Genomic DNA, 16685 nt, shown 5'->3' with positions numbered 1-16685 from the left:
GGGGCGCAAGGTCGTCAAGTCGGCGCGTGGTCGTCCGGGGGCGGTGTGTCTTCGCCCTCATGCGGATCGGCGAGTTCCTGTTCCAGAAAACGTTCGAACCCGTCTAGGTCGAACTGGTCGAACTGGCCAAAGGCCTGCATCCAGATGCTGGCCTCGCGCAGGGCGTCCGGCTCGAGCTTGCACCATTTCACGCGCCCACGCTTTTCCTGGCTGATCAGACCGGCCGAGGAGAGCACGGTAAGATGCTTCGAGATGGCGGCCAGCGACATTTCGAAAGGTTCGGCCACGTCGGTCACCGCCATGTCGTCCTCAAGCAGCATCGACAGGATGCGGCGGCGGGTCGGGTCCGCAAGTGCGGCAAAAACGGTGTCGAGGCGGGCTGTCATCGCGGCGTCAGGATGAAGTCGGAAATGGCCCCGACCAGCCCGTCGGCCAAAGGCAGGGACGGATCGGCGTAGGTGGCGAGGTTAGCGGAGCGGGTTTCATCCTGCGCTGTCTTCAGCACATGGGTCATGCCGTTGACCCTGAAAAGGCTGCCGTTTGGCAGGGCCGTGGCCAAAAGCTCGGCGTCATCGGGGTTGATTTGCAGGTCCGCGCTGCCTTGCACCACCAGAACCGGAAGGTCGATCGCGGCCGCGCGTTCGGCGGGGGCGAAGGCGAACAGATCCATCAGGAACGGTTGCACCGGCGGCGCAAAGATGCCGATCAGCGGGCCGGGCAGGTCTTCGGGCGGCACGGGGTGCCCCGCCACCAGCGAGATCATTGCCTTTTGCAGAGCCTCCATATGCGGTTGCAACGCCGGGACGCCGCGCAGTTGCTCCAGCAGGATCTGGCTGACCGGTCGTCCGGGCGCGGCCAGCAGGATCAGGCCGCAGATGTCATTGCGAATTTCGGCGGTCTGCATGGCCACCAGGCCACCTTCGGAATGGCCGATCAGCCAGACACACGGCAGGCCGGTCTTGTCACGAGCAAGATCGATCCAAAGACCCGCATCCTTGGCGTAGAGGTCCAGCGTCACCGCATTGCCGTCCCCGGTGCTGGCCCCGACACCACGTTTGTCGGCGCGCAGGCTGGCAATCCCCTGATCGGCCAATGCCTCAGCCAGCAGGCGATAGGCGTCAGTGCGCAGCCCTGCGGGAGAGTTTCCATTGCGGTCTGTTGGTCCGGATCCGGGCAGGATCACTGCGAGCGCCTTGGGCGGTTCGGCGGAAAGGAAACTGCCGGAAAGTCGCGCGTCACCGGCGTCAACCGAAAGCTCCTCGGCAGCCAGCGGGCCAGCAGCCAAGACGGCGGAAAAGGCAAGGGCAAGGGCGTGGCGCATCGGTCGCTCCTGTAAGGCTTTCCGCCGGGTTTGAGCGGGTGTCCGGGAAAACTCAACCGAAAAGTTGAATTTGCATTTGTGGCATTGTCAGCGCCAACAAGCCCTGCGGCGGAATGACCATGCCCGCAATATCTTTTGGAAAATCATTTAAAATCAGCATGCTGACGGGGCCGGACGACCGGTTTCTGCCATGTTGACTCGTGGCGCGGCCCGGCATAGCACCATGGCGAACCTGACCGGAGCCTTTTCCTTCGTGAGCGACCCTGACCCCAAGCGCAAGCTGGACGACCTGGACGCCAGGCTGACCGCCTACAAGGCCAGCCAGAAACGAGAAAAGGCCCATCAGGAAGAGCACTACTCTCAGGCGAACATCGCCTGGCGGATGGTGACGGAAATGGTGGCCGGTCTGGGGATCGGTTTCGGGATCGGCTATGGGCTGGATATCCTGCTAGGCACCACTCCGTTGCTGATGGTGGTGTTCGCATTGCTGGGCATCGCCGCGGGCATCAACGTGATGTTGCGGACGGCGAAAGAGGTCCAGGCGAAACAGGCCTCCCTTGGGGGCGCGAATACAGGCCCCGACGGGGGTAACGAAGCAAGCGCCCGGGGCACCGGCGCGGACGAGGGGAAAAAAGATGGCGACTGAGACGCACGGCGCAGAACCCGTAGCAGAGAGCGGCGGCCTGGTGTTCCACCCGATGGACCAGTTCATCGTCAAGCCGCTGTTCGGCCATGGCGAAGTTGGCATGTTCACCATCACCAACGTGACCCTTTGGCTGTTTCTGGCCATCGTGGCCATCGTGCTGTTGATGGTGGTCGGCACCTCCAAGCGGGCGATTGTCCCGTCGCGGTCGCAGTCGATCGCGGAACTGGCTTACGGCTTTGTCTACAAGATGGTCGAGGACGTGACCGGCAAGGACGGTCTGAAGTTCTTCCCCTATATCATGACGCTGTTCCTGTTCATCGTGTCGGCAAACTTCCTGGGCCTGCTGCCCAAGAGCTTTACCACTACGTCGCATTTTGCCGTGACCGTCGTTCTGGCCTTTGCTGTGTTCATCACCGTAACCGTGCTGGGCTTTGTCAAGAACGGCGCAGGCTTCCTCAGCCTCTTCTGGGTGTCGAGCGCGCCGCTGCCGCTGCGCCCGATCCTCGCTGTGATCGAACTGATTTCCTACTTCGTGCGTCCGGTCAGCCACTCCATCCGTCTTGCCGGCAACATCATGGCCGGCCACGCGGTGATCAAGGTTTTCGCCGGCTTCGCAGCCATCGCGGCCATCTCGCCGATCTCGGTTCTGGCGATCACCGCGATGTACGGTCTGGAGATCCTCGTGGCCTTCATTCAGGCCTACGTCTTCACGATCCTGACCTGCGTCTACCTCAAGGACGCATTGCATCCGCATCACTAATGTCGGAGCCGGGCTGATTGCCCGGCCCTCCGCAAAGAACACCTAATACAGAAACTTCCAATCGTAAGGAGATACACAATGGAAGGTCTCAACTTCATCGGCGCCGGTCTCGCAGCAATCGGTTCGGGCGCAGCCGCCATCGGTGTGGGCAACGTTGCCGGCAACTTCCTGGCAGGCGCCCTGCGCAACCCGTCGGCAGCCGCCGGCCAGACCGCAACCCTCTTCATCGGCATCGCATTCGCGGAAGCGCTGGGCATCTTCGCCTTCCTCGTTTCGCTGCTGCTGATGTTCGCCGTCTAATCCACGGAACTTAACGATCCTTACGCGCGGGCGGTCAGGCACGCCTGACCGCCCGATGTAGAGACAAGTTCCGACGGAGGACAACATGGCGACCGAAACTCACGGGGCCGAAGCCGTCAGCACCTGCGTGGACTCGCACGGCTCTGCCGTCGGGATGCCGCAGCTTTGTGGTGACTGGATCGGCAACCAGGTCTTCTGGCTGGTGATCACGCTGGTCGTGATCTACTTCGTGCTGGCCCGCATCGCCCTGCCGCGCATTGCGGCGGTTCTGGCGGAACGCCAGGGGACGATCACGAACGATATCGCCGCTGCCGAAGATCTCAAGCGCAAAGCCGAAGAGGCCGAAGCCGCTTATGACAAGGCGCTTGCCGATGCCCGGGCCGAGGCCCAGACCATCGCACAGAAAGCGCGTGACGAAATCAAGGCCGGTCTTGATGACGCCCTTGCCAAGGCCGACGCGGAAATCGCCGCAAAGGCCGCTGAATCGGAAAAGGCAATTGCCGAGATCCGGGACAGCGCAATGGCGCATGTCGAAACCGTTGCCAAGGACACCGCAGGGGCCATCGTGGCCGCGCTGGGCGGGTCCGCAGACGATGCCAAGATCGCAGCCGCGGTCGACGCGCAGCTGAAAGGGTAAGGTAATGAAAAAGATCATCCTTCCCGCCGTCGCCGCCTTGGCCGCGACCCCTGCTGCCGCCGCTTCCGGCCCGTTCTTCTCGCTGCACAATACCGACTTCGTGGTGACGCTGGGCTTCCTGCTGTTCATCGCGGTGCTGGTTTACTTCAAAGTGCCCGGCATGCTGGCAGGCCTGCTGGACAAGCGCGCCGAAGGCATTCAGGACGAACTGGACGAAGCGCGCAAACTGCGTGAAGAAGCCCAGACCTTGCTGGCAAGCTACGAGCGCAAGCAGCGCGAAGTGGCCGATCAGGCAGACCGCATTGTCGCCCACGCCAAGCAGGAGGCCGAACTGGCCGCCGAGCAGGCCAAGGCAGACATCAAGGCATCCATCGAACGCCGCCTGCTGGCCGCCGAAGGTCAGATTGCATCGGCCGAGGCCGCCGCGATCAAGGACGTGCGTGATCGCGCCGCCGCTGTGGCTATCGCCGCTGCACGTGACGTGGTTGCCGACCAGATGACCCCGGCCAACGCGGGCAAGCTGATTGATGACGCGATCGCCGAAGTGGGCAACAAGCTGCACTAAACGCGATCCGAGGGACTGCGTTAAGGCCCGGCCCAAGTGCCGGGCCTTGCGCGTTGCAAGATACGGCCGTGACGCCGGCTTGCTCTTTGACGGTAATTTACGACCACGGGGCGCACCGTGGCGAAACGAGGCAGAGGCTGAAGCGTGGCACATATTATTGTTGTCGGGAACGAAAAGGGTGGCGCGGGCAAGTCGACGATCGCGATGCACGTGGCGACAGCGCTGGCGCGGATGGAACATAGGGTCTGGACGCTGGACCTTGACCTCAGACAGCAAAGCCTTGGGCGTTACCTGTCGAACCGCCGCGCCTGGTTGAAAAAGGAAGAAAAAGATCTTCCCGTGCCCGGCTACATGGCGCTGCCCGAGGCCGACCCCGAGGCTGTTGCCGCTGGCGAACAGGCCCCGGACAACCGGTTGCGCCGTGCGGTGGCCGAACTGGAACCCAAATCCGACTTCATCATTATTGACTGCCCGGGGGCCTATACGCGGCTTGCGCAGGTCGCGCATTCGCTGGCCGACACGCTTGTGACACCGTTGAACGACAGTTTCGTTGATTTTGACCTGTTGGCCCGCATCGAAGGCGATGGCGAGACAATAGCCGGGCCTTCGGTTTATGCCGAAATGGTCTGGTCGGCTCGGCAATTGCGGGCACAGGCCGGCCTGTCTCCGCTGGACTGGGTGGTTCTGCGGAACCGGATCGGTGCACAGCAGATGATCAACAAGGCCAAGATGGAAAAAGCGGTTGCGACCCTGTCCAAGCGGATCGGTTTTCGCGTCGCACCGGGGTTTTCGGAACGGGTTGTGTTCCGCGAATTGTTCCCGCGTGGGCTGACCCTTCTGGATCTGCGGGACATTGGGGTGCGCAGCCTCAGCCTTTCCAATATCGCCGCCCGGCAAGAGGTGCGCGACCTGATCAAGGCGTTGAAACTGCCGGGTGTCGAAGTCCGCTTCTGATCCGCCGCGCGATCCCCACTAAAAAAGGCCGGACCCGAAGGCCCGGCCAGATTCGACCGATCTCTTGGAGGAGTGTCACTCGGCCGGAATGACGGTGGCGGTCGGGCGGGCAAAGTGCTGGCGGTTCAGACGCAGTACCAGCACGATGGCCACCAGCTGGGCTGCAATGGCGATCCCGGTGACGCCCCAGTAGGTCAGGTCGTACTTGGTGATGACATCCGCGGCGACCAGCCCCTTGTTGACAAAGAAGTGGATCATCACCGACAGCGCAACAAAGGGGCAGACCAGCGCGTAAGAACCCGGCGAGGTTTTGGGGCCAAAGACGAAATCTTTGAAATAGCCCTGCGCCCGCATCACAACCGCGCCCAGCCCAAGAAAGGCCAACTGGATTCCCAACAGGCGGGCGAGGAAGACCATTGTTTGCCCGGCATTACCATGGGCATCGAAGGTGGTGTGCAGGCCGTGGTCCTGACGCAGGAACATGATCCCGAGGACGGTGACGATCGGCACGACGATCATCAGAGTCGGACCGGCCTCGCGGGCGGTGCCATGTTGCAGCATAGAGGCAAAGGCAGTGATGCTGGCAAAGGCCGCATAGAGAATGGCAATGGTGCCAAGGATGGTCGACAGGACAAGCGCGGTTCCAACAGTGGCGGGAGTGGTGCTCATGGCTGCTGGCGCGGAAAGGCCGACCGCTATCATCGCCACGGCGAAGGCCGGGGTCAGTTGGGCAAAGGAATTATGCGCTGTGACGTCGAACAATCCGCCTTTGGCCAACACGCGGCCAAGGAAATCCCCGATCAGCCGGAAGGCAAGCACCGCGATCAGGCCAAAGGCCACCATGGCCAGCGGAAAAAGGTATTCGACCACCGACCAAAGCCGCGGAACAAAGACCAGCCCGATGATAAAGCCGACGTTTACGGTCATGGCCAGTGACAGAGGCATGGCCAAAAGCGTTGATTCGGCGTTCGATGAGCGGAGCTGATCAAATGCGGGTGTTTTCTTGAAGGCGACGTAGGACGACAGGTTCCAGATCAGGGATTTGATGTTCAGGACGGCAAAGGCCGCGATTCCGATCATTGCAATGGCAATGGCGGTTTGCTTGACCGCAGATCCTTTGGCCCATGCGCCCATGATGTCTTCGAACACTGGCACCGGTTGACCGGGGTGGGGCACCCAGAACATCAGGAACATGAAAAAGGTGACGGCGATGCCTCCCGCGCCGAGCGAGGCGAGGAAATAGATCGGGGAATAGCTGTCGGCGGGTCTTGGTGCTGCTTGGGCCATCGGGGCCTCCTGTAACAGAGGAAACATTCTATATGTGGAATGTTTATACATTCTAAAAATAGAATGTAAAGGGGAATCGCGATGGCAAGATTGGTGGGTGCCGCTGTTAGGAAATTGGTAACCAAGAACAGGGAGGCTCAGGCGATGCGCCTGATCTTGAGTCTCATTCTGTGTCTTCCCATTGCTGCCTGCGACTCGGCCGGGCCAGCATTTCGCGACGCCCGCGAAATCCGGCACGAGGTTGAGGGTTCGCGGTTTACCCTTCGATTTCAAGGAGCCTTGGTCGAAGCAACGCGCACCTCCCCGGAATGGATGCCCCGATTTGAAGAGGTCGCGCGCAAAGCGGGGATCGCGGCCCAGATCCATAGCGGATGCCGCGCGGCATGGGTCCAGGGAGATCCGGCCATGATGTGGATTGGCCTGTCGTGCAATGGTGCCCCCGCCCCGAAATTGCCGCGACGGACCCGCGTGATCCAGTGCAGCTTTGAGGCTCCGAAAAGCGCAGGATTTACCGATTTGCAGTGTCGCCCAACGCGCAGATAGCCCGCAATATCTTGTGGAGAAGTGGCGCGAACCCGCCATATGAGCCGTGCATTCCTTGACTCGTCCCCAGTCAAAAGCGCAGGTTGAGGGTCAACCAAGGAATCGGGGCAGTCCCTTTGCGCTTTACCAGGCTGAAACTCACAGGCTTCAAGAGTTTTGTCGATCCGACGGACCTGATCATCAACCCGGGACTGACCGGCGTGGTCGGGCCGAACGGCTGTGGCAAGTCGAACCTGCTGGAAGCGCTGCGCTGGGTCATGGGCGAAACCCGCGCCAAGGCAATGCGCGGCGGCGGGATGGAGGATGTGATCTTTGCTGGCGCGGCCTCACGCCCTGCAAGGAACTTTGCCGAGGTCAGCCTTCAGATCGACAATGCGGACCGTCTTGCGCCCGCGGGGTTCAACGATCAGGATCAACTTGAAATCGTCCGCCGTATCACGCGCGACGTGGGCAGTGCCTACAAGGTCAATTCCAAGGACACCCGGGCGCGTGATGTCCAGATGCTGTTCGCCGACGCGGCGACGGGCGCGACCTCGCCCGCGCTGGTCCGTCAGGGGCAAATCTCGGAACTGATCAACGCCAAGCCCAAGAATCGGCGCAAGGTGCTGGAGGATGCTGCGGGCATCGGCGGGCTATACCAGCGTCGGCACGAGGCCGAGCTGAAGCTGAAGAACACGGAAACCAACCTGTTGCGCGTGGATGACGTGGTCGAGCAGTTGGCGGGCCAACTCTCTGCGTTGGCGCGGCAGGCCAAGCAGGCCGCCCGCTACCGGGCCATCGGCACCGATTTGCGACAGGCCGAAGGCATGTTGCTATATCGTCGCTGGCGCGAGGCGGATGAGGCACGGCTGACCGCCGAGGCCGCCCTGCGTGAGGCGATCACCAAGGCATCGCAGGCAGAATCCGCCGCCCGGGCTGCCGAGAAGATCCGTGGCGAACTCGAAGAAGCCCTGCCGCCCCGGCGCGAGGAAGAGGCGATTGCCGCCGCTGTACTGCAACGGCTGATCGTTCAGCGTGACACGCTGACGGATCAGGAAAAGCAGGCGGTCGCCCGGATCGAGACACTGAAAAACCGCATCGCCCAGCTTGTTCGCGACATGGATCGCGAGGCCGGGCTGAACCGCGACGCAGGCGAGACCATCGAGCGGCTTGAATGGGAAGCCCGCGAACTGGAAAAAGCCTCGGAAGGGCATGACGACCGGCTGGCCGAGGCCCATGACGCCGCCCGCGAGGCGGCGCAGGTCTTGCAAGAGCGCGAGGCAGAACTGGAACAGCAGACCGAAGACGTGGCGCGTCTGGCGGCGCGCCACCAGTCGGCGCAGCGTTTCCTTGCAGATTGCCGCAAGACAGTCGAGCGGAACGAAACCGAGGCCACCAAGGCACGGGATACCGTCGAGGCCGCGCAGGCCGCCCGCGCGGCCGCGCGTGAAGCTGCGGAAACCGCAGAAGCCCGGCTGGAAGAGGCTCAGGCCTACGCCGAACACGCCGAGGATACGCTGAACGAGGCCGAAGCCGCCCGTGCCGAAACCCAGACCCGCGAGGCCGAGGCGCGCGGCGAGCGTTCCGAGGCCGAAGGTCAGATGAACGCGCTACGGGCCGAGGTGACGGCACTGGCCCGCCTGTTGGAACGGGATACTGCCGAGGGTGGCCAGATCCTTGACCGGTTGCAGGTGGAACAGGGCTATGAAAAGGCGCTTGGCGCCGCGCTGGCCGATGATCTGCGCGCCCCCGAGGTCGAGGGGGACGGCCCCACCGGCTGGGTGGTTCTTGCCGCTTATGATGAGACACAGCCGCTGCCTGCGGGCGTCAAACCTCTCGCCGGGCATGTGTCGGTTCCCGATGTGCTGGAACGGCGGTTGAGCCAGATCGGCCTTGTCGACGCCGAAGAGGGCGCCCGTCTGCAACCCTTGCTGAAGCCCGGTCAACGCCTGGTGACGCTCGAAGGTGACCTGTGGCGCTGGGACGGCTATCGCGCTTGGGCCGAGGATCAGCCCTCGGCCGCGGCGTTGCGTTTGGAACAGTTGAACCGCCTTGAAGGGCTCAAGCAGGAGATGGCCCGCGCCACGGCCCAGCTTGAAGGGACGCAGGCCGCGCATGAGGCGCTGGTCACTCGTCTCAAGGACCAGTCCGAGGCCGAAAAGACCGCGCGCACGGCCCGGCGTTCGGCGGATCAGGCCATGGCCGATGCGGCGCGCGCGCTCAGCCGCGCAGAAGCCGAACGCGACATGGCCGAGGGCAAGGTCGAAAGCGCCGCGCTTTCGGTCAAACGCTACGAGGACGAGGCCAGCGCCGCGCGTGGTCAACTGCGTGAGGCCGAGCGCGCCGTAGAGGGGCTGGAAGACCTCGAAGAGGCGCGCGGCAAGGCCGAAGACATCAAGATGACGGTCGAAGCGGCGCGAATGACGATGATGGCGCGGCGCTCGGCCCATGACGAATTGCGCCGCGACGGCGATGCCCGCAAGGGCCGCGCCCAGCAAGTGACCAAGGATCTGTCCGGCTGGCGTCACCGTCTGGAAACCGCCGAAAAGCGCGCAGCGGAACTGGCTGACCGCAAGGCCGAAAGCGAACGGGAACTGGTCGAGGCCGAGGGCGTTCCCGGTGCCCTGCAAGCCCAGCATGACGAACTGACCGAGGCGATGGAAGCCGCGCAGGACCGCAAGGCTGCCGCAAGCGATGCGCTTGCCGTTGCCGAGGGGGCCTTGCGCGATGCCATCGCCGCCGAACGGGACGCAGAGCGGCAGGCCAGCGAAGCCCGCGAGGCGCGCGCCCGAACCGAAGCGCGGGCCGAGGCCGCACGCGAAACCGTGCAAATTGCGCAGGGGCGAATCCAGGACGAATTGGAATGCACGCCAGCCGAGCTTTTGACCCAGTTGAACGTCGACCCAGACCAGATGCCCGCCTCCGAAGCGATCGAGGCCGATGTCTCGCGCCTGAAACGGCAGCGGGACTCCTTGGGGGCGGTCAACCTGCGGGCCGAAGAGGACGCGCGCGAAGTTCAGGAAGAGCATGACGCGCTGGTCGCGGAGAAATCCGACCTAGAAGAGGCGGTCAAAACCTTGCGTTCAGGCATTGCCAGCCTCAACCGCGAAGGCCGCGAACGTCTGCTGACGGCCTTTGAGCAGGTGAACAGCAACTTCTCGATGCTGTTCACCCATCTGTTCGGTGGTGGTGAGGCCAGCCTGATGATGGTCGAAAGCGATGATCCGCTGGAAGCGGGGCTTGAGATCATGTGCCAGCCGCCGGGCAAGAAGCTGTCGACCTTGTCGCTGATGTCGGGCGGTGAACAGACACTGACCTGTCTGGCGCTGATCTTTGCCGTGTTTATGGCCAACCCCTCGCCGATCTGCGTGCTGGACGAGGTGGACGCGCCGTTGGACGACGCGAACGTCACCCGTTTCTGCGATATGCTGGACGAAATGTGCCGCCGCACCGATACGCGCTTTCTCATCATCACCCACCACGCGGTGACGATGGCGCGGATGGACCGGCTGTTTGGCGTGACCATGCAGGAACAGGGCGTTAGCCAGCTGGTCTCGGTCGATCTCAAGCGGGCCGAAAGCTTGGTGGCCTGACCTTTTCGTGACCTCGGTGGCCCTTGCACCCGCTTCCGTTCCGGAAACGGCGCGGTGTAGGCTTTTGCCATCCGGCGAAGGCTCTGCGCTTTCCAGTTTCCAGATGGTGGATCCATGCGATTGTTCTTGTTGATTGCCCTGACCATGGTGGCTTTTGCTGCCAATTCGGTGCTGAACCGTGCGGCGCTGGCCGGTGGGGGGATCGACGCTGTCAGCTTTGGCACCATCCGTTTGTGGTCGGGCGCTGTGACGCTGGTGCTGCTTGGGTTGGTCCTGCGGGGACGGGTCAGCCTTGGCGGGGCGGGCCGCGTGGCGGGCGTGCTTGGGCTTGTGCTGTATATCTACGGGTTCTCGGTGGCCTATGTGTCGCTGGACGCGGGGCTGGGCGCGCTGATCCTATTCGGCACTGTGCAGGTGACCATGTTCGCCGGAAGCCTTGCGGGCGGTGAAAAGGTGCCTCTGCTGCGCTGGCTGGGGGCCGGATTGGCCTTTTCCGGGTTGGTCTGGCTGCTTTGGCCCGGTGGCGGGCTGGAGTTGAGCGTGGTGCATGGCGCGGCCATGGTGCTGGCGGGGCTTGGCTGGGGCATCTATTCGCTGGCGGGGCGTAAGGCCGAGGATTCGCTGCTGTCGACGGGGGCGAACTTTGTTCTTGCGGCACCGCTGGGCTTTTTGCTGGGACTGATGCTGCCGGTCAGCCCCGAGGCCATGGCCCCGGAATGGCAAGGCCTGTTGCTGGCTGTGGTGTCTGGCGCAATCACTTCGGGTATGGGCTATGCGCTTTGGTATCACGTCCTGCCTCAGGTCAAGGGGAGCGTCGCAGCCGTGGCGCAACTGAGCGTCCCGGTGATTGCCATGGCGGGCGGCATGCTGTTTCTGGGCGAGGCGCTGAGCCTTGATTTCACTATCGCGGCGATGGTGGTTCTGGGCGGTGTCGCTCTGTCGGTGCTGCGGCGCTGAGCGTCAGCGCAGGATCGGCTCCAGCGGATCATAGGCCAGCCCGGTGCCCCATGCGATGTCCGGCAGGCTGGAGGGTTTCAAACGCAGCGCAGCGACCTCATCACGGGTAAAGAGCCGTCGCTTGTGCACGACCCCTTCGGGGTCTTTCCAATCGTCAGACAGCGTGCCCTTGGTGATCGTTGCGCGAAAAAAGACCTCGACCTGATGAAAGCTGCTTTTGGGGTCGTGGAATTCATTCACCAGACAGGGCGCGCCGACCGCGATCGTCAGGCCTGTTTCCTCGTAGACCTCGCGGATGAGGTTATCCGGCAGGCTCGCGCCGCGTTCAACGCCGCCACCGGGCGCGCACCACAGGTCCGAGCGTTTGTCTGCGCATGCGTTCACCAGCAAGAGCCGGTCGCGATGCAGGATCACGGCGCGGGCGGCAAGGCGTGGGCTGGGCATGGCAAGGCTCCTTTGTCGCTTTTCTAAGGCGACGACCGGCGCTATGCCAGCCCGCGCGAAGGAGTGTGCCATGGCTTTGGAACTGACATTGCAAGGGGCGCGGGTCATGCGGCCCGAAGGATGGGACGCGGGCGATGTTTCCATCGCTGCTGGCGCGATTGCTGACGGGCCTGTCGGGCGGCGTGTGGATCTGTCCGGCTATGACGTCCTTCCGGGTATCGTGGATGTGCATGGCGACGGGTTCGAACGGCACATGGCACCTCGGCGCGGTGCCCTGCGCGAGCGGGAGTCCGGCATGGTCGCCTGTGCCGCCGAACTGGCCGCCTGTGGCATCACAACCGCGGTTCTGGCACAGTTCTGGTCATGGGAAGGCGGGATGCGCGGGCCAGAATTCGCGCGCGAGGTCTTTGCCTCTGTTGCCGCCGTCGCGCCCACGGTCCCGTTGGATCTGCGATTGCAGATGCGGCTGGAGACCCACTACACCGAAAGTTTTGCCGAGGCCGAGGCGGCGCTGACGCAATGGGACATCGGCTATGTGGTGTTCAACGATCACCTTCCGCATGACCGGCTGGCGCAGGGGCGCAAACCGCAGCGGCTGACCGGGCAGGCCCTGAAAAGCGGCCGTAGCCCAGAGGCGCATCTTGCCCTGATGACCCGCTTGCACGAGGCGGGGGAGGCCGTGCCCGAGGCCCTGAATGCCTTTTGCGCCCGACTGGCCGGTCGCGACGTGCGTATGGGCAGCCATGATGACCGAACGGCCGAGGGCCGTGCCGAATGGCGGGCGCGGGGCGTGCAAGTTTCGGAGTTTCCCGAGACGCTGGAGGCCGCAGAGGCGGCGCGGGCCGCCGGCGAACCGGTGGTGCTGGGCGCGCCGAACGTGGTGCGGGGGGCAAGTCACGCGGGCAATGTCTCGGCGCTGGAACTGATCGGTGCCGGGTTATGCAATGCGCTGGCTTCGGATTATCACTATCCCTCGCCCGCGCGGGCCGCGTGGCGTTGTGTCGAACTTGGGCTGCTGGACGAGACAGCGGCCTGGGCGCTGGTGTCGGACGGGCCGGCGCGGGTCTTGGGCCTGTCGGATCGCGGACGGTTGGAGACGGGGCTGCGGGCGGACATGGTCGTCATGAACCGCCGAACGCGCCGGATCGAGGCCACGCTGGCGGGCGGCAAAGTCGCCTGGATGAGCGGCGCGGTGGCGGAGCGTTTCATCGCCTAGCGGCGCGCCTGACGGCGCACAGGGTCATTTGCGTTCAGGCCACGCAGGCCTTGAGGAGGGCTCTGCCCTCCTCAAACTCCACCCGGGATATTTCCGGACAGAAGAAGCCGGGGTCAGGTTCCGGAGGTGAGGAAGTTGGCATGGCCCATCTTGCGGCCGGGTTTCGTTTCCGCCTTGCCGTAGAGGTGCAACGCGCAGGCCGGATCGGCGGCGAGGGCCGGAACGCGATCCATGTCGTCACCGATGAGGTTTTCCATGCGAATGTCGCTGTGGCGGCTGCCGTCGCCCAGCGGCCAGCCGGCGACCGCGCGGATGTGCTGTTCGAACTGGTCGGTCATGCAGCCGTTTTGGGTCCAGTGACCGGAGTTGTGCACCCGCGGGGCGATTTCGTTGATGATAAGACCGTTAGGGGCCACGAAGAATTCCACCCCGAGGACGCCGACGTAATCAAGGGCGTTCAGGATGCGCCCCGCTGTCAGCACGGCGTCGGTCACGATGCGGTTGGGCAGGTCAGCCGGCACCGTGGTGGTGCGCAGGATGCCCTCCTTGTGCACGTTCTGCCCGGGATCGAAGGCGGCGACACGGCCATCGCTGCCACGGGCGGCTATCACCGAGATTTCGGCGGTGAAGTTGACGAAGCCTTCGAGCACTGAAGGTGCGCCCTGCACAGCCTCCAGCGCAGCGGAAGCGTCGTCGGGGGAGGTGAGCCGCGCCTGTCCTTTGCCGTCATAGCCGAAGCGGCGGGTTTTCAGGATTGCGGGCGTGCCGATGGTTGCGATGGCCTCGGCCAGCGTCTGGGCGTCGTCGACGGCAGCGAAAGGTGCGGTTTGCAGGCCAAGATCGCGGAGGAACGTCTTTTCGGTGAGGCGGTCCTGACTGATGCGCAGAGCCTCGCGGCCCGGATGGATGGGGCGGATGTTTTCAAGGGCGTCGAGCGCCTCTGTCGGTATGTTCTCGAATTCGTAGGTGATGACATCGACCGCATTGCCGAAGTCGCGCAGCGCGTCGAGATCGTCATAGCCTGCCTGAACATGGCGCATCGCGGTATGGGAGGCGGGGCAATCGGCACCGGGTTCAAAGATCACGGTGCGAAATCCAAGGCGGCTGGCTGCGACGGAGAGCATGCGACCAAGCTGGCCGCCGCCGAGAATACCGATAGTGCTGCCGGGGGGAAGGGGCTGGGTCATGGGGTCACTCGGGAGTTGTGCTGTCGGGCGCGCGGCTTAGTCGCGTGTGGGTTCCTCGGCGATCGAGGCAGAGAGATCGGCGCGCCATTGGTCAAGCCGGGCGGCCAGTGCCGCATCCTGAAGCGCGAGGATGCCAGCGGCCATGAGGCCCGCGTTCTTGGCACCTGCCGCGCCGATGGCCATGGTGGCGACCGGGTAGCCGCGTGGCATCTGGAGGATGGAATAAAGGCTGTCCACACCGCTCAGTGCGCGCGTCTGGACCGGGACGCCGATCACCGGGACGCGGGTTTTCGACGCCATCATGCCGGGCAGATGCGCGGCACCGCCGGCGCCTGCAATGATGACCTGCAAACCGCGGTCCACTGCCGTCTTTCCATAGTTCCAGAGCCGGTCGGGCGTGCGGTGGGCCGAGACGATGCGCGCTTCGTAGGGCACCTGAAGTTCGTCGAGAAGATCCGCGGCCTCGACCATGGTGGGCCAGTCCGACTGGCTGCCCATGATGATGCCGACCTTGGGGCTGTCCATCCGTGCCTCCGCGTTGCGAGGCTTTCGTTATAGGCGAAGCGGGCGGGGGTGCAATGGGCCGCAACGGCCCATGGGGGGCGGTTTTCACCGAGAAACGCGGATTTCCGGCGCTCAGGCGATGATATCGGGCAGAAGCCTGTCTTCGATCAGGGCGATTTTGTCCTTCAGCATCAGCTTTTTCTTTTTCAGCCGTTGCAGGGTCAGTTGATCGGCGGTGCCGGTGTCTTGCAGGGCGTGGATCGCCTCGTCGAGGTCGCGGTGTTCGCGGCGAAAGACCTCAAGCTCGACACGCAGGACGTCCTCGCTCTTCATGGCGATATCCGTGGGCGCGTTCATGGACCTGTCCCCTTGAGTGATGCACGGACCATAAACATAGCGATTCGAAAGCCTTGCGCATAGCCCCTTGCGCGGATTGGTCCCTGTGCCCATATTTCTGGTGCTGTGGTTGCCAGATGGGACCGCGGAGGACGGTCGCTTGTGCAAAGGACGTGTCGATGACCAAACTGACTTTGGGATCTTATCCCCATATGCTCGGGTTCGAGCAGTTGGAGCGCCTGCTTGAGCGCACCGCGAAAACATCGGAAGGCTATCCGCCTTTCAATATCGAACAGACTTCGGATCATTCCTATCGCATCACGCTTGCTGTGGCCGGTTTCTGCGAAGACGACCTGTCGATCACCGTTGAAGACCGTCAGTTGGTGATCCGGGGCCGTCAGCGCGATGATGGTGCGGACCGCATATTCCTTCATCGCGGCATTGCCTCGCGTCAGTTCCAGCGCTCATTTGTTTTGGCGGATGGTGTCGAAGTGGGCGAAGCTGCGATGGAAAACGGGCTGCTGCACGTGGATCTGACCATGAGCCGGCCCGAGACCGTGGTGCAGACAATCAAGATCAGGAAGGGGTAAGTTCGATGCATGCCAAGTACGATTTTGACAAACTTTCCGAAGGGCGGACCGTCTATGTCCGCTCGGTGAAGACGGCTGATCTGCCGGATGAGCTGCGCCGTCAGGTCGAGGATGTGGATACGCTTTATGCCGTCCATCGTGCCGATGATGGCGAACGGCTGGCCCTTGTGAAGGATCGTTCGCTGGCCTTTGTGCTGGCGCGTCAGAATGACCTTGCGCCGGTGACGGTACACTAAAACGGGAAGGGGGCGCTTTGCCCCCCCCGCCCGACACTGCTGGGCCCGGGTCTCAGCAGCGTGGCCAAAGGCCAAATTTGTTGCACAGATACTCTGCGGTGCGCACGTTGTCCGACGCGCGGTCGCCGCTGTCTTGCAAGGGGTACGGTTGGTCCATCGGTGTGACCAGCGCGCGGGCTTTCGGGGCCAGCCTTAGGGGCGTGCCGGTCAAGGCGCGCATTCCGGAAAGCCAGATGTCATCCACTGTCATCGCCAGAGGTGGGACGGGAATCGCACGCGGGTCGATCATGCCGGGGTGTATCAACACGCCGGAAAACCCCTGCGCGATGTCCGTGAATGGTGGTTTTGCCCCCTGCCGCTGCAGCCGCTTGACGGACCAGCCGGAGGCGGCTGTTGCCTCGCCCTTTCGGTTCGCGGCGCAAAGCGCCTTCAGCCAGCCGGGGTGATAGAGGCAATCATCGTCGCAATAGACCAAAGAGCGATCTGGGTAGGCTTGCAATGCGGGCAAGAGCTTGGTCGCCGGACCGTGATCCGTTTCCGACCACAATAAGGTGACGCCCTCTGGCAGGGCAGGAGGTGCGACTGGCCCTGGAAATCGGCGGTAACGGCGTGGCAGGCATAACGCGACCC

At 63.5% G+C, this 16685-nt stretch carries 19 protein-coding genes; 11 read left to right on the top strand and 8 right to left on the bottom strand.

The window, feature by feature from the left end; genetic code table 11:
* Positions 1 to 14: 14 nt before the first annotated feature.
* Complete coding sequence (locus KJP30_RS12140; protein WP_218449541.1) at positions 15 to 386, bottom strand: ArsR/SmtB family transcription factor; 372 nt, start codon at positions 384 to 386, stop codon at positions 15 to 17.
* Positions 383 to 1321, bottom strand: coding sequence for an alpha/beta hydrolase (locus KJP30_RS12135; protein ID WP_218449540.1), 939 nt, complete (start codon positions 1319 to 1321; stop codon positions 383 to 385). Before KJP30_RS12135 ends, KJP30_RS12140 begins: the two co-directional genes overlap by 4 nt.
* A 253-nt stretch (positions 1322 to 1574) precedes the next feature.
* On the opposite strand from KJP30_RS12135, the gene KJP30_RS12130 reads away from it, so the two are divergent.
* The 6 genes from KJP30_RS12130 (at position 1575) to KJP30_RS12105 (ending at position 5183) form a co-directional block, all read left to right on the top strand.
* Complete coding sequence (locus tag KJP30_RS12130) at positions 1575 to 1967, top strand: AtpZ/AtpI family protein (protein ID WP_218450135.1); 393 nt, start codon at positions 1575 to 1577, stop codon at positions 1965 to 1967.
* Positions 1957 to 2727 (top strand): F0F1 ATP synthase subunit A, encoded by a 771-nt coding sequence (locus KJP30_RS12125; RefSeq protein ID WP_218449539.1) that lies wholly within the window; start codon positions 1957 to 1959, stop codon positions 2725 to 2727. Before KJP30_RS12130 ends, KJP30_RS12125 begins: the two co-directional genes overlap by 11 nt.
* Before the next feature lie 78 nt (positions 2728 to 2805).
* Positions 2806 to 3027: a F0F1 ATP synthase subunit C gene (locus KJP30_RS12120; protein WP_218449538.1), complete on the top strand. Its 222-nt coding sequence runs from the start codon at positions 2806 to 2808 to the stop codon at positions 3025 to 3027.
* An 85-nt stretch (positions 3028 to 3112) separates the two neighbouring features.
* Complete coding sequence (locus KJP30_RS12115) at positions 3113 to 3664, top strand: F0F1 ATP synthase subunit B' (protein ID WP_218449537.1); 552 nt, start codon at positions 3113 to 3115, stop codon at positions 3662 to 3664.
* Between the two features lie 4 nt (positions 3665 to 3668).
* Positions 3669 to 4229 carry a F0F1 ATP synthase subunit B gene (locus KJP30_RS12110; RefSeq protein WP_218449536.1) on the top strand — a complete coding sequence of 187 codons (561 nt, stop codon included), beginning with the start codon at positions 3669 to 3671 and terminating at the stop codon, positions 4227 to 4229.
* Between the two features lie 144 nt (positions 4230 to 4373).
* Complete coding sequence (locus KJP30_RS12105) at positions 4374 to 5183, top strand: division plane positioning ATPase MipZ (protein ID WP_218449535.1); 810 nt, start codon at positions 4374 to 4376, stop codon at positions 5181 to 5183.
* 75 nt (positions 5184 to 5258) lie between these two features.
* On the opposite strand, the gene KJP30_RS12100 is transcribed toward KJP30_RS12105, so the two are convergent.
* Positions 5259 to 6470, bottom strand: coding sequence for a TsoY family (seleno)protein (locus KJP30_RS12100; RefSeq protein ID WP_218449534.1), 1212 nt, complete (start codon positions 6468 to 6470; stop codon positions 5259 to 5261).
* A gap of 659 nt (positions 6471 to 7129) precedes the next feature.
* Between KJP30_RS12100 and smc the strand changes: the two genes are divergently transcribed.
* A complete protein-coding gene (smc, locus tag KJP30_RS12095; protein ID WP_218449533.1) occupies positions 7130 to 10585 on the top strand; it encodes a chromosome segregation protein SMC in 3456 nt (1151 codons plus the stop codon).
* A gap of 114 nt (positions 10586 to 10699) precedes the next feature.
* Positions 10700 to 11542: a DMT family transporter gene (locus KJP30_RS12090; protein WP_218449532.1), complete on the top strand. Its 843-nt coding sequence runs from the start codon at positions 10700 to 10702 to the stop codon at positions 11540 to 11542.
* A 3-nt stretch (positions 11543 to 11545) separates the two neighbouring features.
* Here KJP30_RS12090 and KJP30_RS12085 read toward each other — a convergent pair whose 3' ends face one another.
* Positions 11546 to 11986 (bottom strand): NUDIX domain-containing protein, encoded by a 441-nt coding sequence (locus KJP30_RS12085; protein WP_218449531.1) that lies wholly within the window; start codon positions 11984 to 11986, stop codon positions 11546 to 11548.
* A 70-nt stretch (positions 11987 to 12056) separates the two neighbouring features.
* Between KJP30_RS12085 and KJP30_RS12080 the strand changes: the two genes are divergently transcribed.
* Complete coding sequence (locus KJP30_RS12080; protein ID WP_218449530.1) at positions 12057 to 13202, top strand: alpha-D-ribose 1-methylphosphonate 5-triphosphate diphosphatase; 1146 nt, start codon at positions 12057 to 12059, stop codon at positions 13200 to 13202.
* A 113-nt stretch (positions 13203 to 13315) separates the two neighbouring features.
* Here the strand turns inward: KJP30_RS12080 and KJP30_RS12075 are convergent, their stop codons facing one another.
* The 3 genes from KJP30_RS12075 to KJP30_RS12065 form a co-directional block, all read right to left on the bottom strand.
* Positions 13316 to 14389, bottom strand: a complete 1074-nt coding sequence (locus KJP30_RS12075) for a 5-(carboxyamino)imidazole ribonucleotide synthase (RefSeq protein ID WP_218449529.1) — start codon at positions 14387 to 14389, stop codon at positions 13316 to 13318.
* Between the two features lie 36 nt (positions 14390 to 14425).
* The gene (purE, locus tag KJP30_RS12070; RefSeq protein ID WP_218449528.1) at positions 14426 to 14914 is read right to left on the bottom strand and encodes a 5-(carboxyamino)imidazole ribonucleotide mutase; all 489 of its coding nucleotides are present in this window, start codon (positions 14912 to 14914) and stop codon (positions 14426 to 14428) included.
* Positions 14915 to 15025: 111 nt separating this feature from the next.
* Positions 15026 to 15250, bottom strand: coding sequence for a YdcH family protein (locus tag KJP30_RS12065; RefSeq protein ID WP_218449527.1), 225 nt, complete (start codon positions 15248 to 15250; stop codon positions 15026 to 15028).
* Positions 15251 to 15408: 158 nt separating this feature from the next.
* Between KJP30_RS12065 and KJP30_RS12060 the strand changes: the two genes are divergently transcribed.
* Positions 15409 to 15819 (top strand): Hsp20 family protein, encoded by a 411-nt coding sequence (locus KJP30_RS12060; RefSeq protein WP_218449526.1) that lies wholly within the window; start codon positions 15409 to 15411, stop codon positions 15817 to 15819.
* A gap of 5 nt (positions 15820 to 15824) precedes the next feature.
* On the top strand, positions 15825 to 16055 hold the full coding sequence (locus tag KJP30_RS12055; RefSeq protein ID WP_218449525.1) for a DUF1150 family protein: 231 nt from the start codon (positions 15825 to 15827) through the stop codon (positions 16053 to 16055).
* A 52-nt stretch (positions 16056 to 16107) separates the two neighbouring features.
* Here KJP30_RS12055 and KJP30_RS12050 read toward each other — a convergent pair whose 3' ends face one another.
* Positions 16108 to 16602: a hypothetical protein gene (locus KJP30_RS12050; RefSeq protein ID WP_218449524.1), complete on the bottom strand. Its 495-nt coding sequence runs from the start codon at positions 16600 to 16602 to the stop codon at positions 16108 to 16110.
* Positions 16603 to 16685: the final 83 nt, after the last annotated feature.

This window comes from Antarctobacter sediminis, from assembly GCF_019218285.1.
Classification (GTDB): domain Bacteria; phylum Pseudomonadota; class Alphaproteobacteria; order Rhodobacterales; family Rhodobacteraceae; genus Antarctobacter; species Antarctobacter sediminis.
Note: the sequence above shows the minus strand (reverse complement) of the source record. Positions and strands in the feature narration are given on the sequence as shown.

What these genes read in the sequence shown, in the direction of transcription:
- KJP30_RS12060 (WP_218449526.1), top strand. Translation starts at nt 15,409, where the DNA reads ATGACCAAACTGACTTTGGGATCTTATCCCCATATGCTCGGGTTCGAG.
- KJP30_RS12125 (WP_218449539.1), top strand. Translation starts at nt 1,957, where the DNA reads ATGGCGACTGAGACGCACGGCGCAGAACCCGTAGCAGAGAGCGGCGGC.
- purE (WP_218449528.1), bottom strand. Translation starts at nt 14,914, where the DNA reads ATGGACAGCCCCAAGGTCGGCATCATCATGGGCAGCCAGTCGGACTGG.
- KJP30_RS12100 (WP_218449534.1), bottom strand. Translation starts at nt 6,470, where the DNA reads ATGGCCCAAGCAGCACCAAGACCCGCCGACAGCTATTCCCCGATCTAT.
- KJP30_RS12135 (WP_218449540.1), bottom strand. Translation starts at nt 1,321, where the DNA reads ATGCGCCACGCCCTTGCCCTTGCCTTTTCCGCCGTCTTGGCTGCTGGC.
- KJP30_RS12120 (WP_218449538.1), top strand. Translation starts at nt 2,806, where the DNA reads ATGGAAGGTCTCAACTTCATCGGCGCCGGTCTCGCAGCAATCGGTTCG.
- KJP30_RS12140 (WP_218449541.1), bottom strand. Translation starts at nt 386, where the DNA reads ATGACAGCCCGCCTCGACACCGTTTTTGCCGCACTTGCGGACCCGACC.
- KJP30_RS12055 (WP_218449525.1), top strand. Translation starts at nt 15,825, where the DNA reads ATGCATGCCAAGTACGATTTTGACAAACTTTCCGAAGGGCGGACCGTC.
- KJP30_RS12110 (WP_218449536.1), top strand. Translation starts at nt 3,669, where the DNA reads ATGAAAAAGATCATCCTTCCCGCCGTCGCCGCCTTGGCCGCGACCCCT.
- KJP30_RS12065 (WP_218449527.1), bottom strand. Translation starts at nt 15,250, where the DNA reads ATGAACGCGCCCACGGATATCGCCATGAAGAGCGAGGACGTCCTGCGT.
- KJP30_RS12080 (WP_218449530.1), top strand. Translation starts at nt 12,057, where the DNA reads ATGGCTTTGGAACTGACATTGCAAGGGGCGCGGGTCATGCGGCCCGAA.
- KJP30_RS12075 (WP_218449529.1), bottom strand. Translation starts at nt 14,389, where the DNA reads ATGACCCAGCCCCTTCCCCCCGGCAGCACTATCGGTATTCTCGGCGGC.
- KJP30_RS12115 (WP_218449537.1), top strand. Translation starts at nt 3,113, where the DNA reads ATGGCGACCGAAACTCACGGGGCCGAAGCCGTCAGCACCTGCGTGGAC.
- KJP30_RS12085 (WP_218449531.1), bottom strand. Translation starts at nt 11,986, where the DNA reads ATGCCCAGCCCACGCCTTGCCGCCCGCGCCGTGATCCTGCATCGCGAC.
- KJP30_RS12090 (WP_218449532.1), top strand. Translation starts at nt 10,700, where the DNA reads ATGCGATTGTTCTTGTTGATTGCCCTGACCATGGTGGCTTTTGCTGCC.